This is a genomic window from Streptomyces sp. NPDC058664 (assembly GCF_042716635.1).
Taxonomy (GTDB): Bacteria; Actinomycetota; Actinomycetes; order Streptomycetales; family Streptomycetaceae; genus Streptomyces.
Map to the genome: position 1 here is coordinate 106,225 of NZ_JBHXRW010000026.1, position 15,327 is coordinate 121,551.

General features: G+C 72.2%; 13 protein-coding genes and 1 pseudogene. 7 read left to right on the top strand and 7 right to left on the bottom strand.

The features are described from left to right. Positions 1-387 precede the first annotated feature (387 nt). The 5 genes from ACFWUY_RS22145 to ACFWUY_RS22165 form a co-directional block, all read right to left on the bottom strand. Positions 388-855 carry a MarR family winged helix-turn-helix transcriptional regulator gene (locus ACFWUY_RS22145; RefSeq protein WP_384111319.1) on the bottom strand — a complete coding sequence of 156 codons (468 nt, stop codon included), beginning with the start codon at positions 853-855 and terminating at the stop codon, positions 388-390. A 68-nt stretch (positions 856-923) separates the two neighbouring features. After that, positions 924-2,234 (bottom strand): SgcJ/EcaC family oxidoreductase, encoded by a 1,311-nt coding sequence (locus tag ACFWUY_RS22150; RefSeq protein ID WP_384111322.1) that lies wholly within the window; start codon positions 2,232-2,234, stop codon positions 924-926. 27 nt (positions 2,235-2,261) lie between these two features. Next, positions 2,262-2,972, bottom strand: a complete 711-nt coding sequence (locus ACFWUY_RS22155; RefSeq protein WP_384111325.1) for a hemerythrin domain-containing protein — start codon at positions 2,970-2,972, stop codon at positions 2,262-2,264. Positions 2,973-3,338: 366 nt separating this feature from the next. After that, positions 3,339-4,226, bottom strand: coding sequence for a LysR family transcriptional regulator (locus tag ACFWUY_RS22160; RefSeq protein ID WP_384111328.1), 888 nt, complete (start codon positions 4,224-4,226; stop codon positions 3,339-3,341). 190 nt (positions 4,227-4,416) lie between these two features. Further along, the gene (locus ACFWUY_RS22165) at positions 4,417-4,878 is read right to left on the bottom strand and encodes an RrF2 family transcriptional regulator (protein WP_384111331.1); all 462 of its coding nucleotides are present in this window, start codon (positions 4,876-4,878) and stop codon (positions 4,417-4,419) included. 235 nt (positions 4,879-5,113) lie between these two features. On the opposite strand from ACFWUY_RS22165, the gene ACFWUY_RS22170 reads away from it, so the two are divergent. Both ACFWUY_RS22170 and ACFWUY_RS22175 read left to right on the top strand, forming a co-directional pair. Next, positions 5,114-7,789 (top strand): FAD/NAD(P)-binding protein, encoded by a 2,676-nt coding sequence (locus ACFWUY_RS22170; protein ID WP_384111372.1) that lies wholly within the window; start codon positions 5,114-5,116, stop codon positions 7,787-7,789. Between the two features lie 473 nt (positions 7,790-8,262). After that, positions 8,263-8,472, top strand: a pseudogene (locus ACFWUY_RS22175) (transposase family protein); the annotation flags it as partial. Between the two features lie 53 nt (positions 8,473-8,525). On the opposite strand, the gene ACFWUY_RS22180 reads toward ACFWUY_RS22175, so the two are convergent. After that, a complete protein-coding gene (locus tag ACFWUY_RS22180; RefSeq protein WP_384111334.1) occupies positions 8,526-9,761 on the bottom strand; it encodes a cation:proton antiporter in 1,236 nt (411 codons plus the stop codon). 607 nt (positions 9,762-10,368) lie between these two features. Between ACFWUY_RS22180 and ACFWUY_RS22185 the strand changes: the two genes are divergently transcribed. Both ACFWUY_RS22185 and ACFWUY_RS22190 read left to right on the top strand, forming a co-directional pair. Beyond that, positions 10,369-11,121: a hypothetical protein gene (locus tag ACFWUY_RS22185; protein ID WP_384111337.1), complete on the top strand. Its 753-nt coding sequence runs from the start codon at positions 10,369-10,371 to the stop codon at positions 11,119-11,121. A 69-nt stretch (positions 11,122-11,190) separates the two neighbouring features. Then, a complete protein-coding gene (locus tag ACFWUY_RS22190; protein ID WP_384111340.1) occupies positions 11,191-11,397 on the top strand; it encodes a diguanylate cyclase domain-containing protein in 207 nt (68 codons plus the stop codon). 124 nt (positions 11,398-11,521) lie between these two features. Here ACFWUY_RS22190 and ACFWUY_RS22195 read toward each other — a convergent pair whose 3' ends face one another. After that, a complete protein-coding gene (locus ACFWUY_RS22195) occupies positions 11,522-12,442 on the bottom strand; it encodes a squalene/phytoene synthase family protein (RefSeq protein ID WP_384111343.1) in 921 nt (306 codons plus the stop codon). Between the two features lie 94 nt (positions 12,443-12,536). On the opposite strand from ACFWUY_RS22195, the gene ACFWUY_RS22200 reads away from it, so the two are divergent. The 3 genes from ACFWUY_RS22200 to ACFWUY_RS22210 all read left to right on the top strand — a co-directional run bounded on the left by ACFWUY_RS22200 (position 12,537) and on the right by ACFWUY_RS22210 (position 14,797). Beyond that, the gene (locus ACFWUY_RS22200) at positions 12,537-13,139 is read left to right on the top strand and encodes a hypothetical protein (protein WP_384111346.1); all 603 of its coding nucleotides are present in this window, start codon (positions 12,537-12,539) and stop codon (positions 13,137-13,139) included. Next, a complete protein-coding gene (locus ACFWUY_RS22205; RefSeq protein ID WP_384111349.1) occupies positions 13,136-14,128 on the top strand; it encodes a nucleotidyl transferase AbiEii/AbiGii toxin family protein in 993 nt (330 codons plus the stop codon). The genes ACFWUY_RS22200 and ACFWUY_RS22205 overlap by 4 nt, the downstream gene beginning before the upstream one ends. A 207-nt stretch (positions 14,129-14,335) precedes the next feature. Continuing rightward, entirely contained in the window at positions 14,336-14,797 is a 462-nt protein-coding gene (locus tag ACFWUY_RS22210) for an ATP-binding protein (protein WP_384111352.1), read from the top strand. Positions 14,798-15,327 lie beyond the last annotated feature (530 nt).

Here is a 15,327-nt window from a genome sequence, read left to right on the forward strand (position 1 = left end):
CGTGCCGGCGCACGCGTTCCTGGTGGCGATGACCTCCCAGGCCCCGGGAACGGGGGGCCGCACCGGCGAGACCGCCGGGACGGTCGAGCGCGCGGTGGCGGAAGTTCGGCGTCTCCCGGCAGCGTGTGGCCCCGCCCCCGCGTCTGTCGACGGCGGCGTCGAACGGCCGAGGGACGGGCGGTCCCATGAGGACCGCCCCTGGTGCCGGCGGGGGCGGTCCGATGCGGTCGTCCGGCGACCGTGCCATGGGCGAGGCCGGGCCGCACGGGCCGAGCCTGCCCGGGCCGGGCGGCTCCGGCCGGGAGGATCCGGCCAGGCGGACCCGGCTGACCGACCGCACCCCGTGCCGGCTCGTCGAGGGCGGGACGTCCGAGGCCCGTAGGCCTGTCAGGGCGCCGTCCCACCCGCGTTGCGGATCAGCCGGCCGAGCACCTTCAGCGCGATGACGTAATCCGCGTCGTCGATGCCCTCGTGGAGGGCATCGCGGATCGCGGGCGCGTTGCGCGCGAGGTCCGCCCTGGCCTGTTCCCCCTCCTCCGTGAGCCACAGCCGGTCCTCGGCATCCCGCCTCAGCCAGCCCCGCTCCTCGAGCGCCGCGGACTCTGCCGCCAGGTCGTCCTCGGGCCGGATGTAGGACCTCATGGCCTCCCTCAGCTCGGGCAGGGTCATCCCCTCGCCATCGGGTGAGAGGTCGTTCACCGACAGGTTGCGCAGCAGCCAGAACTGCGGCTGGGTGTAGCCCTTCTCGGCCTGCCGGGCCCGGGTGAACGCGATCAGCGCCTCGTAGGCGACACCGGTCCAGTAAGCGGCGGGCTGTCCGGCGAGTTCCACATCGGACAACTGACTGATCGTCACGGAATGTTCCTCTCCTGTTATTTCGAGCGTGAAGGCCGCACTGCGAGTCGTGCGAGTCGTACGGGTCGTCAGTCGGCCACGACGGTGTTCTGGGCGGCGCCGACGCGCCAGGCGCCGTCCTCCTTGACCAGGATGTAGAACGGGCGGCCCTCGGGCCGGTCGGCGATCCGGGTGCCGTCGGGGCGGACGGGCTGCTGACGGACGTTCACCGCGGCGACGTCCGGGCGCAGGAACAGCACGCGCTCGACGTCGTAGACGGCGGTGGACTCGGCCATGGCACCGGGCAGCACCTTGCGGGTGAAGGTCGCGATCTCCTCGAAGCCCGACAGGCGCTTGCCGTGGCCGGTGGTCCACACCGGGTCCTGCCGGCGGAAGACGCTCAGGAACCGGTCGACCAGCTCGTTCTGCTGAGCCTGCTCGACCTCCGCCACCAGACGGCGGATCGCGGCCACCTCGGCATCGGTCTCCGGGCCCTCGGGGGCGCCGAACACCTCGACCGGCCGGTACGAACCCGATGCCAGTTCGGCCACCGCGCCCGGCCGGCCCGGCTGCCAGCCCAGGGCGCCACGGGCGGCGGCGCCGCTGACGCTCTGGTCGAGGGCGAGCGCGTCCGCGAAGAGCGGGCCGAAGACCTCGGCGGCCTGCTCCACCGGCACCGCGTGCGGGGCTGCGAGCACGCCGGCCGCGCGGCCGGCGGCCCGGGCGAGATCACGGACCGGGACGGCCGACTCGCCGACACCGTGCCAGACAGTGCCGGCCCCGGCCCGCTCGGCGGCGGCCACGAACAGCTCGGCCAGGTCGTCCACGTGGACGGTCGGCCAGCGCACGCCCTCCACGCCGTAGTACTCGGGCACCCCCTGCTGACGGGCCCGGTCGACCAGGATGGCGGGGATGCCACCGCCGCGGCCGTACACGATGCCGGGCCGGACGACGACCGCGCGTACGCCCTCGGCGACCTCGGCCAGCACCCGCCGCTCGATCCGCGGGCGGTAGCCGACGATGTCGATCGGGTCGGTCGGGGCCTCCTCGCCGACTTCCTGGGCCTCGCCGGTGGCGCCCAGCACCCAGACACCACTCGTGTAGACGAAAGGGCGGCCGGTGCCGCGCAGCGGAGTGACGAGCGCCTCGATCGCGGCGATGTCGACGTCGGCGTCGCCACTCGGGGGAGCCAGGTGGATCACGGCCTCGATCTCCGGGGTCACCGCACCGGCCAGCGAGGCCGGGTCGGCGGTGTCGCCGACCAGCTGGGCGTGCCAGGCCCGGCCGGGCCGCGGCTCGGCGCTACGGGTGAGCGCGACGACCTGGTGGCCGGCGGCGGCGAGGTGGTCGGTGACGGCGGAGCCTATGTAACCGGTGGCACCGGTGAGCAGAACCTTCATGACGTTCCCGTCTCGAGGAACGAGACATTACGTCTCGTTCGATGGTGTGGTGACGTGCCTCGAACCCGCACGGTGCGCGCAGGGCCGCACGTCGGCGGGAGCGGCCCCGGCGCCCCACCGGTCGAGCATCGCGTAGGCGGGCCGCCATTGATTCGCATACGCATGGTGTGCGGACTCGGGCAGGAGCCGCGCCAGAACGGCGGCCACGGTCCGCTCGGCGGCACCGTCCAGGAGCCACGGCAGGATCCATGCCGCATCGGCCTCGATCAGCTGGGCGTGGGCGCGCTCGAAACGCTCCCACTGCTCCTTGCCCAGGGCGGCCTGGACCACCGGGAACAGGGCCTCCTCCTCGTGGCGGAGATGTCCGCGTAGGCCGGTGACCAGCGAGCCGGTGAGCTCACCGAACAGGTCGAGACCGACATCGGGGCCGGACAGCGCCCGGTCGATCGCCTCGAGCAGTCGGGCGAGCGCGGCGTGCTCGGCCTCGATCGCCTCCAGCCGCGCCAGGGAGAGGGGCCGGCCGGACAGGGCCTGGCGCAGGGAGGGCCACAGCACGTCGTCCTCGGCGGCCTGGTGGGCGTGCAAAGCCCTCCGGAACAGATTCCAGCCCACAGCGGTGCGCAGGACGTTCCGGGGATCGGGGTCGGCGCGGGCGGTGACTCGGGCAAGGAAGTGCGCCTCTCTTCGTAATGCGTCGTGCATCGCGTACGTCACGGTCATGTCGAACCCGTCTCTCACGTCTGTCCGACTCCTGGTTCCGGTAACCGGGTGAGCCCGTGTCAGGCAGTGGTGGCACGACCGGTTCCTCCAGGAACAGGGCAGCGGGAAGCCATGCCTGACGGAGCGGGGTGCCCTGGGAAGGGCGGTCGGGCGGGGGACGACCGGGAGAACCGAGGTCCTCGACGAGCAGCCTGCCCGGCTGCCCAAAGCCTCCCGTGAGAGCCGCGTCCTGATCAACACGGACTTTGTTCGTTGATCGATAACTCGACGGTTATCGACAGGGGCAGAGGCGTCGGCATGGGGAAGGAACCCGAAAACGCGCCCGCCCGGTCGGTCGGCGCACGGTGACGGCGGGCATCCACGCCTCCGAGACGTAGCGGCGCGTCAGAGCCGTAGTGCGCCGAGTTCGCGGACCATGTCGGCGAGGGCGCCGATCAGCTCGTTCTCCGCTTCGGTACGCCAGACCAGAGCGAAGGACAGGTCCGCCATGTCCGTGACAGGTAGCCAGCGGATGTTCGGCATGCCCCAGTGCCGCGTGACATGGCGGGGAAAGCTGTGGACGATCTCGCCCATGCCGACCTTGTTGACCAGATCCTCCGCATTGGTCACGCGGCGCTCACGCTCGATCGGCCGTCCCTGGAAAGTATGGAAGGGCAGGTAGCTGTCCTCCCAGTAATCCGGCCACCCCTGGGCAACGGCGTGCTGGAAGTCGGCGAACATCTCCAGTCGCACCGACGTTCGCCGGGCGAGCTCGTGATCGGCGGCCACGGCGAGGACTCGGGGGTCCGTGCACAGGACCGGGCCGACGGTGAGGTCCGGTTCCTCCACGGGCAGCCAGGTGACGAGGACGTCCATGTCGTTGTCACGGAGTCTGCCGAACGGATCGACGGGCGCCAGCTGGCGGATCTCCAGCTCCCACTGTGGATACCGCGAGCGGAAGGCCTTCCAGTAGTGGTGCAGGTCGACGACGTTGAACGGCATCATGCCGACGCGGAGCCTGCCGGTGACGCCTCGGGCGGCCAACCGGGCGCGCTCCAGGGACGCGTGGAGGCCCGCATAGACCGGCTGCAGATCGTCGCGCAGCTGGCGTCCGACGTCGGTCAGGCGCACGGTGCGGCTGGTGCGCTCGAACAGCGGGGCGCCGATGCGCCGTTCCTGTTTTCTGATGGCCTGGCTGACCCGTGCCTGGGAGACCAGGAGCCGCTCGGCGGTCCGGCCGAAGTGCAACTCCTCGGCCAGAACCAGAAAGATCTCGATGTCCCGCAGCTCCATGACGCCCCCGTGTCCTTCTCCGCCGACAACTCAGAAGCTGCCGAGCCACGGAAGTATAGGGCGATCACGGTTCCGCGCGCGGAAGCGGAGACTGGAGCGGGCGTCCTGGTCGGTGGTCCTGACAAGTTCGGGAATCCCGGTGGAGGGCGGCACAGCCCCGAGCGCAGGGGCCGCCGAACGGCCATGGGCGTTACGGGTAGTTCCGCACGTCGTCGTTGTAGTCGCGGGCCCGGTCCCGTACGAGCTCGGGCAGTGTGCCGGTCGCCAGGTCCGCGAGCGTCGTGCGCTCCAGGACCTGGCGCAGACTCGTCCGCACGGCACGCCACACATCCGGCATGGGAGCCGCCGCGCCCTGGTACTCCAGGCCCGTCAGCTTCAGGTCCCGAACGCTGACGAGCGGTCCGTCCATCGCGCGGATGACGTCGGCGAGGCTGATCTCCGCGGGCGGGCGGGTGAGGACGTACCCACCGTCGGGGCCGCGCACGCTGCGTACCAGACGCGCCTGTCGCAAGTCGCCGAGCACGACGAAGAGAAAGCGGACGGGGATGTCCTGGCGTCCGGCGATGTCCTCGGCCTTGAGGGGCCGGTCGGGGGAACAGGCCAACTCGGCCGTGGCCCGGATGGCGTAGTCCGTTCGTGCTGAGATCCTCACGGACCCAATGTCTCACGAGTGGCGCAAAGCCGACCTGCGGCGGTCTGTTCACGGATCGTCAACGGGACCCCGGCGCGGCGTTGTTGTCCGGAAGCGGCATTGGCAGTGCACTTTGTTCATCGACATAGTGAACATTGCTCGTGCAGTGCCCGTCCCTGGTTCGGAGGTCTCCGTGGTGTCCGTGGTACCTGTCGCGTCCTCGCCGTACGCCGAGTCCGCCCGCCCTCGATCGACGGTGGCGGTCGTCGGCGCGGGCGCTGCCGGTGCGCTCGTCGCCGTCCAGCTGTGCGAGGCGGCGGCCCGACGCCGTATCCCGCTCGGCCTGGTCCTCGTCGACCCCGCGCCGGAGGCGGGCCGGGGCACCGCGTACGCCACCACCGTTCCCGAGCACCGGCTCAACGTGCCCGTCGGCGGCATGAGCTGCTATCCGGACGACCCCGGTCACTTCCGGCGCTGGCTCTGCCGGCACGGCGAACCCACCGTGACCGCGGCGGACTTCGCCTCCCGGTACCGCTACGGCTCGTATCTCGCCGACACGCTCGGCCGTGCCGTCATCAGGGCACACGGCACGGTATCCGTACGGCGGCTGCGCACCAGGGCGACCGGATGCGCCGACGCGGCCGGGGGACGTCTGGAGCTCCGGCTCGCCGACGGCAACACGGTGACGGCGGACGGCGTGGTACTCGCCACCGGTCCCGCGACGGGCCTGGCCGGCTGGGCTCCGCCCGAGCTGGCCGCCTCCGACCGGTTCGTCCCCCGCCCCTGGCGGCCGGGCGCGCTCGACGCCGTCGGCGAGTCGGACGACGTCCTCCTCGTGGGCACCGGTCTCACCGCCGTCGATCTCGCGCTCGTCCTCGATCGTCCCGGCCGCACGGTGCACGCCGTGTCCCGTGGCGGGCTGCTTCCCCAGCCGCACGCGGTCGCCCCGCTGCCCCCCGTACCGCCGCCGCCCGGCCTCGCCGCTCTCCCGTTCCACCGCCTCCGCAGGGAGCTGACGCGGCACTTCGCCGCCACGCGCCGCGCCCACGGCGACTGGCGGCCCGCACTCGACGGGCTGCGGCCCGAGATCGTACGGCTCTGGCAGGGCCTCACCGACGACGAGCGGGCGGAGTTCCTCGGCCGTGACGCCACCCTCTGGAACACCCACCGGCATCGCATGGCGCCCTCCACCGCCGAGACCATCGCCCGGGCGCGCGCCGCCCGCAGGCTCCGCGTCCACGCCGGGCGGGTCGCCTCCGCGGCACCGCGAGAGGACGGGAGCCTGCTCGTCTCCCTCGCCGACGGCCGTACGTTGCGCGTGGCATGGGTGGTGGACTGTACGGGCCCGGGGCTCCGGGCCGACGCCGGCGGCGACCCGTTGTGGAGCGGGCTGCTGTCCGACGGCCTCGCCGCACCCGGACCGCTGGGCATCGGCGTGTCCACCGACGGCGGCAGGCTGCTCGACGCCCAGGGGCACCCGGGCCGGCCGCTGTTCACGCTGGGCGCGCCCCGCCGGGGCGAGCTGTGGGAGACGACCGCGATCCCCGAGATCCGCGCCCAGGCCAAGGAGGTCGCCGACGCCGTACTCGCCCCGCTCGCCACCGCCCCCCGCTCGGCACGCCGCCGGCCCACCGATCAGTTCGGGCTGCCGCTGTCCACCCACGCCGCGGCCGCGGCGTCCTTCCGCTGCGGACTCGCCCGGGTCATCACCGTGCGGGCGAAGGCGGCCGAGTCGTTCGCGCGCGCCACCGAGCTGGACCCCGGGTTCGCGCTCGGGCACGCCGCGCTCGCCCTGCTCGGTCACGAGTGCGGAGCGGACGTCGACGTCGCCCGGGAGCTGGCGGACGCCCAGCGCAGCGTGCGGGAACGCGGCGACGAGCGGGAGCGGTCGTTCGTCGACGTGGTCACCCGCCGCATCGATGAGCGCGAAGCCCGGGCGGGCGCCACGGGCGACGGCGACACGGCGCTCGTCGACCACCTCGGACGCTTCCCCGCCGACGCGTTCGCGCTCGGCATCGCCGTCCCCACCATCGCCTTCTCCGGCGTCACGGATCTCGACGGCACCCGGGCCCTCGATCTGGTGGAGCGGACCGCGTCCGCCTACGAGGGGCACTGGTTCCACACCTCGCTCCTCTCCTTCGTCCGGCAGGAGCAAGGAAGGATCGAGGAGGCCGGCGAACTCGCCCGGTCAGCGCTCTCCGCGCAACCCTCCTCCGGCCACGCCGTGCACGCCCTCGCCCACGTCCACTACGAGTCCGGTGAGCACCGGACCGGCCGGGACTGGCTCGATGGCTGGATCGGCGGCCAGGGGCGGGGCGCCGTGCACCGGGCGCACTTCTCCTGGCACGTGGCGCTCCACGAACTGGCTCTCGACGACTCCGCGGCCGTACGCCGCCGCTGGTTCGCCCAGCTCGCGCCGGGCCAGGTCAACGGGGTGCGGGCCCTCGTCGACTCCGGCTCCCTGCTGTGGCGGGCCCGCATGTCCCGCAACTGGACCGGCCGCGTCCCCGTCGACGACGTGCTCGACGCGGTCGCCCGTGATCTGGTCGAACGTCCCGCGACCGCGTTCACGGCCCTGCACGGCGCCGTCGCCCTCACCGCCGCCGGCGACCTCCCCGCGCTCCGCCGGCTGCGCACCCACGCGGCCGGCGCGGACCCGGTGCAGCGGGAGGTCGTCGTCCCGCTGTGCAGCGCGCTGGAAGCGGTCCTCGAAGAGGAGTGGGCCACCGCGGTGCGGGAACTGCGCGGACTGCTGCCCTCGCTGCGCCGCGTGGGAGGCAGCGCCGCACAGCGCGAGGTCGTCGAGGAGACCCTCCTGTACGCGTTGGTGGAGGCGGGTCACAGCGACGCTGCCCGCCATCTCCTCGAACAGCGCCTCGATCGTCGCGCGTCCCCGCTCGACCGACGCAGGCTGGCCGGACTGAGCCTTTGAGGGGCGGGAGTCGCCGTGCCCGGCCCGCGGGAGAGCACCTGGTGCCGTCCGAACCGGGGCCGGGGCACACCGCGCGGCCGTGGCCGACCGAGATCGTCAGCGACGTCTCGTCCCCGGTGACGTGCGACGGCCGGAAGACCGTCGTCTCACTGTACGTTCCCAGGAACTCCACGAGCTCGTCGGTGACGTCGAAACCCGCCTCCTCGTAGGCCAGGCGGGCCGCCTCGACGTCCACGGGACCGCACTCGACGCGCGAGGCACCGGTGAACACCCTGCCGAGGGATTCCTCCCTCGCCCTGCTCTGCTCGTCACTCATCCGGTGCGCACCTTTCCGACCATGCCGGGCGCCCATGTCTCGCAGCTCTTGCATACAAGGAATCTCTTGCCCTTGTGATTGCCGATCACGATATCGAGGTTCTTCAGATCGGCCCCGCCGTTCAGAGCGTTCGTGCACGCCTTGGGCCCGCCCTGCCCCGTACTGCTCGGGCAGACACAAACGGCACGGCATAACGTCCAGGTGCCCACCGATCCCTTCGGGCGGCTGCTGTGGGCCTCGCCCGTGCTGCCACGGTTCCACCCCCGACCCGACCGCCGCCCGAACCCACGGCGTCATCGACGCACTCACCGGGACCGGCCTCACGTGCTGGGCCGACAAGGCGTATCAGGGCGCCGGTCGTTCCGTCGACCGGCGCTGCTTGCAGGTTCACAGCAGCCTCCCGCTCCCGCTGGCAGCGGGTCAGGGCGGTGTGGGCGAGGAGTGGCGAAGCCGGTCGAGGCGTCGGATGACCGGTGTCGCGGCGGCACCGTGGACGACGACGGAGAGCAGGACGGTGAAGGCCACCACCGACCAGAGCTGCCGCGTGTCGGCTTCGAAGGCTTCGCTGTGGCCGAGTGCGTATGCGAGGTAGAAGAGGGAGCCGATGCCACGAATCCCGAAGAAGGCGGTGACCGCCTTCTCTCGCGGTCCCGCAGCGGAGCCGATCAGACCGAGCCACCCGGCGGCGGGCCTGACGACGAGGACGAGCAGAACGGCGACCAGAGCGCCTTGCCAGGTGAGGGCGTGCAGTCCGTCGGTGACGAGGAAGCCCCCGAGGAGGAAGAGCAGGATCACGGTCAGCAGCCGTTCGATCTGTTCGGTGAACTCGTGCAGTACACGGTGGTAGCCGTGGCTGCGCTCGGCCGCGCGGATGGTGCAGGCCGTCACGAACACGGCGAGGAAGCCGTAGCCGTGGAGGAGTTCGGCCGCTCCGTACGCCAGGAACGTGGCGCCCAGGGCGACGAACCCTTCCATGTGCTCCGACAGCCGCAGCGCGTTCGTCTGCGCGCGGAAGAACATCCGGCCCAGCAGACGACCGGCCACGATCCCCACCGCCACGCCTACCGTGATCTTGACCAGGACGTCGACGAGCAGCCATCGCCCGATCCAGCCCGTCGACCACCCGTCGCCGGCCGCTGCGGCGAGTGCCAGGGCGGCCAGGACGAACGGGAAGGCCAGTCCGTCGTTCAGCCCGGCTTCGGCGGTGAGAGCGAACCGGACCTCGTCCTCGTCGTTCTCCGCGTCGGTGGGCTCTCCCACTCGCACCTCCGCCGCCAGTACGGGATCGGTCGGTGCGAGTACCGCGGCGAGGAGGAGGGCGAGCGCCGGTGGCCAGTCGAGCAGGAGTGCGGCGATGAGTCCGGTCCCGGCGATGGTCAGGGGCAGGCTGATGCCGAGCAGGCGCCAGGGTCCGCCCCACGCGCGTCGGCCGAAAGGCCGGTTGAGGGCGAGACCTGCTCCCATCAGCGACACGATCACGCACAGTTCGGTCCCGTGCTCGATCCAGAGCCGGTCACGCACCGGGTCCACCGTCGGCACGGGCCACGGCAGTGCCGCCACGACGGCGCCGGCCGCGAGGAAGACCATCGGCATGGAGAGGGGCCGTTTGAACACGAGCCTCGGCACGACGGCCGCGCCGAGCGCACCCAGCCCCATCGCAAGGTAAACGGTGTCGGAGAGGATCACTCAGCCCATCCTGTCCGAGACAGCCTCCTCCATGCGTGCTGACTCTCGCTTCGTCACGTTGGACATTCTCACGAGGTGTCCGTCCGTCGTCTCACCGCATACCAGGAGAGGACCGGTCAGGGCCCGTATCCACGTCTATCAGAGCAATGAGACGCTCAAACCCCGGAACGAGAGCCGGCACCTGCTCCCATCCGATGGTGCGCACGCGATGGAGCCCGCTCTCACCCGGTGGTGCGGTGGTGCGCGACATCCAAGCGCACCGGATGCCGGGGGTGCTCCGCCCTCACCGCCGGCCATCGGAACTGTGGGCGCCCACGTCATTCGGCTCTGTCGGGGATCCTGCGACATCGCAAGAGGCGCCGCGGTGAGCAACTGGATTCGGGCAGCGGCGGGTTGGGGTCTTCGTCGCGTCGGTGTTGTTGTCGTTGGTGGCGGAGCGTCTTGTCCCGCCCCGGCGGAAGAGGCCGACGGTTTCCACCAGCCGAATGAGGGGTGTTGTGGGCTGTTCTGCCCGGGCGCGGGCCTGCGGCAAGTAGCATCCGGCAGCAATACCCGTCCCCTGCAAGGAGTCGATTGCATGCCCGACGAGCCGGTCAACACCTCGATCCAGGCCAAGTACGCGGAACAGCTCGCCGCTGATCTCGCCGCCAACCAGGCCGAGCAGGCCACTCTCACCGTTCGGCTGAGCCGGCTGAAGGAGGAGGCGAAGTGGCTCACCACGACACTGGAGTCCCTGCCGACGGCCACCGAGGGCGAACCGGCGGCAGCCGCCGAGCCGGTGGGCGGTACCGCTCCGGACGGGGCAGGTGCGCAGGAGGCGGCCGTGCCGCAGCCGAGGGCGGAGAAGACCGCGGGCACCGCTGCGGTGAAGAAGGCGCCGGCGAAGAGGACCACCGCGGCCAAGCGCGCCACCAAGAAGGCGCCCGCCACCAAGAAGGCGCCCGCCGAGGAGGCCCCGGCGGCAAAGAAGACGGCCGTCAAGAAGACAGCAGCGGCCAAGGAGACAGCAGCGGCCAAGAGGACCGTGAGGTCGACGGCCCCCACGCTCGGTGAACTCCTCAAGGAGCTCCTCGCCCAGCAGCCCGGCGAGCCGAAGAAGGTCAGCGAGATCGGTGCCGAGCTGAAGGCGGCCCACCCCGGTCGCGCGACGTCGGACCAGACCGTCCGCAACACCCTGGAGAGGCTGGTGACCAAGGACGGTCTGGAGAAGGACACCCGGCAGGGCGTCGTGCTCTACACCTGGCCCACGGCCCAGCCCCCTGCCCCTGGCGCCGTCGCGGAGCAGGCGAAGGACGAGGAGCCCGCCGAGGCGGCCCCGGCCGGAGTCTGAGCAGCGCGGCCGCAGGGGACTGCCGCGGGCGGCCGGGGAACAACAGCAACCCGGTCAACAACCGCCCCTGTGCGGTCGCGTGCCGTGGCCGTGGTGATGGTCGACGTCGACCGTTTCAAGGCGGTCAACGACCGGCTGGGCCACGCCCCGCCGCGTCCAGCGCCTGGAGCAACTGGTGCGGATGCCCACACTCCGAAGCGGACGCGGTGCCGGTGTTCACCGAGACCGGCGCCTGGATCGGCACCACCGAGAACCCGGACACCGTCAACGGCCTGATCCACACCTACGAGACCGGCGGCCGGCCCTCCGAGACCGGGAAGTCCGCCCGAACCATGCGGCGGCCCTTCGACCATGCGAAGGGCCGCCGCACCCGATGCCGTCGCGCACCAGGCGGAATTCGTCAGGCACGACCCGAAGGCCCGGCCCATGAGGCCCGCCGGGTCCGGGCCGCCACCTCCCGCAGCAGCAGTACGGCCGCCGCCGACGCCGAGGGGCCCGAGCCCCGTGTCGCCAGGGACGCGCCCGCGTGGCGTACCGCGTCGAGGCGGAGGCGCTGGACGCCGACGAGGGCCCGCAGGAAGGGCCGGTACGAAGGGTCCACCACGCCCGCGAGGGGGGCAGCCGCCGCCAGGTCGGTGGCGGCCCGGTCCGCCTGTTCCTGAACGAGCCGGCCCAGCGTCGCGCCGGACCGGGCGAGGTCCGCGCCGTGGCGTGCCACCGCGTCGGCGGGAACGCCCGGCCGGCCCGCGCGCACGTCCTCGGGCAGGTCTTCCAGGAAGTCGATGCGTTGCATGGCGCGGATGAGCCGGTGGCAGCCGTTCGTGAACACCGCCCGCGCCGGCGCGTCCGCGGGTGCGAGGAGACAGGCCGTGAGCATCAGTGCGGGCAGGGAGTACTCCCGCACGTACTGCTCCAGTTCCTCGTCGTCCGTGATGGTCCGCCACGTGACCTCGCGCTCGCAGCCCCGCAGGAACTCGTCCACATGGGTGCGCACGTCCGGGTGGCGCTCGGCGGTGTGCACCAGGCAACGCAGCACGGGCAGTCCGGAGTGCCCTTCGGCGAAGGCCTTCCGCACGAGCCCGTCCCACTCCGCGAGCGCCGTCACCCGTTCGTCCGGCGTTCCCCGGTCGATCCGGTCGTCGGTGTCGTGCATGAACGCGACGGCGGCCACGACGTGCGGCAGCAGTGGGGCGGGGAGCAGCAACCGTGCGGCCGCGTATTCGGCGGTCCTGTACTTCCGCACGGCCCGCCGCTGCTGTGTGTAGTCCTGTCGCAGCCGCGGCTCTCCGACCCCGGCCCGGTCGAGGGTCCGCTTCCACATGCCGGTCTCCTGTCGTCGTCGGCTGCGAGCTTACGGGCGCTCGGGCCGGAAACCCGGATGAGCCCCCGGCGTCCTGTCTGCCAGACTCTCTGCGGTGTACGAGAGGTACGAGGTCGACGACGTCTACGAGACGCACGTGACGGTCCGGTGCCGGACCGAGGAGGAACGGGCCCGGCTCGACGCATGGGCGGTGGACAGGGGCCTGAAGGTCACCACCATCGTCCTCGCCCGAGGTCGGACGCCGGTCCAGCCGATGCTCACGCTGCCCGACAGGACCGGTCATCCGGCAATCGTGGCCGGGCTGCGGGAGGCCGGTTTCGAGCCGGTGCGGGTCAAGGTCGAGACGGTGCCGTGGAGCGCGGATCCCGTGGGCCCCGGCGGGGGCTACTACGAGCACCACCTCAAGCTGGCTCTGCCCGCCGTGTACGACCGGGCCGCGCTGGAGGCCCTCGTCATGCCGCACGGTGCCCACGTCTCGTGGAACGCCCGCCGGTTGCTGCCGGGCCCGGACGGGCGGCACGAGCGTTTCGTGACCCAGCGGCACCCGGGGCCCGCGGACGCGGCAGGATCCGCCTGCGACGTGCTCGTCGCCGCACTGGTCGCCGCCGGGCACGAACCGGTCGCGCAGGAGAGGGAGTTCGTCCTCTCCGACAGCGACTTGTCATGGGACGAGGGCTGGCTGGAGGAGGCCGTATGAACGAGAAGCAGTGGGCACCGCCGATCCCGGACGGGCCCGGCACCGGAGTGGGGCCCCGCGCCGACCACGTGCACCGCGAGGACGGGCTCCCGCGCACCCTGACCGCCGGCATCGGTGACGCGGCCGTCCGGCACCGGGTCTTCGACCCGGCCCTCAAGCACTTCGACGAGGCCTACCGGCCCGGTGACGGCGTCGTCGAGGACCCGGAGCTGCGGGCCCGCTGGCAGGCGGCCCGGCGCGCGGCCCTGGAGCTCGTTCTCGCGGCCGTCGCCGGCTCGCGGTGGGCCGACTTCCTCGTGCTGCGTGGCAGCATGCTGATGTCCGCCTGGTTCGCGGAGGCTGCCCGCGCCCCGAAGGACATCGACTTCGTCGTCGTCCCCGAGACCTGGCGCATCGAGGAGCCACGTACCCGCGCCATGCTCGACGGCATCGCCGACGCGGCGGAGCGCCTTGTCGAGCAGAGCGGTGCGGGCCTGTCGATCTCGGCGGCCGGCGCCGTGTCCGAGCACATCTGGACGTACGAGCGGGTGCCCGGTCACCGTCTGGTCCTGCCGTGGACGGCCCCCGGCCTGCCCGGCGGCCAGGTCCAGCTCGACTTCGTCTTCCAGGAACGCCTCCCGACCCCGCCCCGCCCGACCGAGGTCGCCGGCGTCCGCCTGTCTGCCGCGGATCGGGAACTGTCCCTGGCCTGGAAGCTCATGTGGCTGAGCTGCGACATGTATCCGCAGGCCAAGGACCTGTACGACGCGGTCCTCCTCGCCGAGAGCTGCGCCCTGCCACTCACTCTCCTGGAGACGGTGCTGCGCGAGGCGGACGAGTGGCCGGGCCACCTGGACGAGCCGCTGAACCTCAGGATGTTCGAGAACGCCGTCCGCGAGGTCGACTGGACGGGCTTCGACGACGCCCACCCGGACACCGAGGCGGCAAGGCGGAACCTGGGCGCCCGCCTGCTGGCCGCCCTCGCTCCGGTCCTCGAGGCATCCTGCTGATCGTTTCAGCGTGAAAGCGCCGGGCCGGACGGAGGGGTCCGGACCCGGCGGTCGGCGGTAGCGTCCGAGGGAGTACGGGTCGGTGTACGGGCCCGAAACCGACTCGGCGCGTTCGCGACGCCTGCCGACGCGAATGCCGGGTACTCGTCTCCCGTACGGACCAGCGACGCGGACCGCGTCCCCGGCCGCTCTCGGGGAGAGAAGAACGTGACAGTCAAGGCAATGGGTTGGGCACACTCGTTTCCCATGTCCGGAGGTGTACGGGCCGGGCGGCAGTGGACGCAGGAGCATTTGGCGTCCTTGCCGTGGGCCGCGCGAGAACCCGAGACGGTGGACGCCATCGTCCTGACCGTCTCCGAGTTGCTCACCAACGCCCATGTCCACGCGCACAGCGACGCACAGCTCGTGCTCACCTGGGACGGCGACTGCCTCCACATCAGCGTCCACGATGAGGACCCGACGCTGCCCCGGCCCCGCGACCCGGACAACGACGCGGTTTCCGGCAGGGGCGTGAGCATCGTGCAGGCCCTCGCCGACAGGTGGAGTATGCGGTGCCAACGGCACGGCAAGACGGTGACGGCCTGCTTCCGCCCGGCCTGTTCGACCGGATCCGAAGAGCGTGATGAAGATCCCCGCGGCGGGAGCGACCACGAGGGCGACGAGCGGTAGCCCGGGCTGCGCGGGGCGGGCGGCTCCTGATGCAGGATTCCTGGGACGAGGCTTCAGGGACTAGGTCTTCGCAGGAAGGGGGCTTCTCTCAGGAGCCTGACGCGGGACGGAGCCGCGTGCGGTCGCGGTGAGGCTCTCACCGCGACCATCCCCACGCCCCTCACGAAGAGGCCACTGGAGTCGTTGGAGGAGGCCGGGAATGTTCTGGGCGGTGCCGTAGGCATGGTGGGGCTGAGACCGGTCCGTCGTGAAGCTGATCCAAGCGGACGGCTCAGGTCCGGTCGCCGCCGGGTTCGGGCCCGACTCGGCCATCGGCTGCCGCGTACGGCCGCGGAGGTGTTGCGCTCGCGCCTCGACTGCCCGTCCGAGATCGCTGTCGTCCTCAGGACCGGCCGGCCGTCCCCGGTCGCCCGTTGCTGCCTCCCGCCCCCGCGGGGCCCCCCCCGGCGGGTGGGCCCCCGGGGGGGCCCCGGGGGGGGGGGGGGGGAACGGAGCCCCCCTTGCCTCGGCGCGTCGCGGACAGGCGGCGC

Coding starts and splice junctions, on each gene's coding strand:
- ACFWUY_RS22195 (WP_384111343.1), bottom strand. CDS start 12,442: ATGTGGAAGCGGACCCTCGACCGGGCCGGGGTCGGAGAGCCGCGGCTG.
- ACFWUY_RS22160 (WP_384111328.1), bottom strand. CDS start 4,226: ATGGAGCTGCGGGACATCGAGATCTTTCTGGTTCTGGCCGAGGAGTTG.
- ACFWUY_RS22185 (WP_384111337.1), top strand. CDS start 10,369: ATGCCCGACGAGCCGGTCAACACCTCGATCCAGGCCAAGTACGCGGAA.
- ACFWUY_RS22205 (WP_384111349.1), top strand. CDS start 13,136: ATGAACGAGAAGCAGTGGGCACCGCCGATCCCGGACGGGCCCGGCACC.
- ACFWUY_RS22180 (WP_384111334.1), bottom strand. CDS start 9,761: ATGGGGCTGGGTGCGCTCGGCGCGGCCGTCGTGCCGAGGCTCGTGTTC.
- ACFWUY_RS22150 (WP_384111322.1), bottom strand. CDS start 2,234: ATGAAGGTTCTGCTCACCGGTGCCACCGGTTACATAGGCTCCGCCGTC.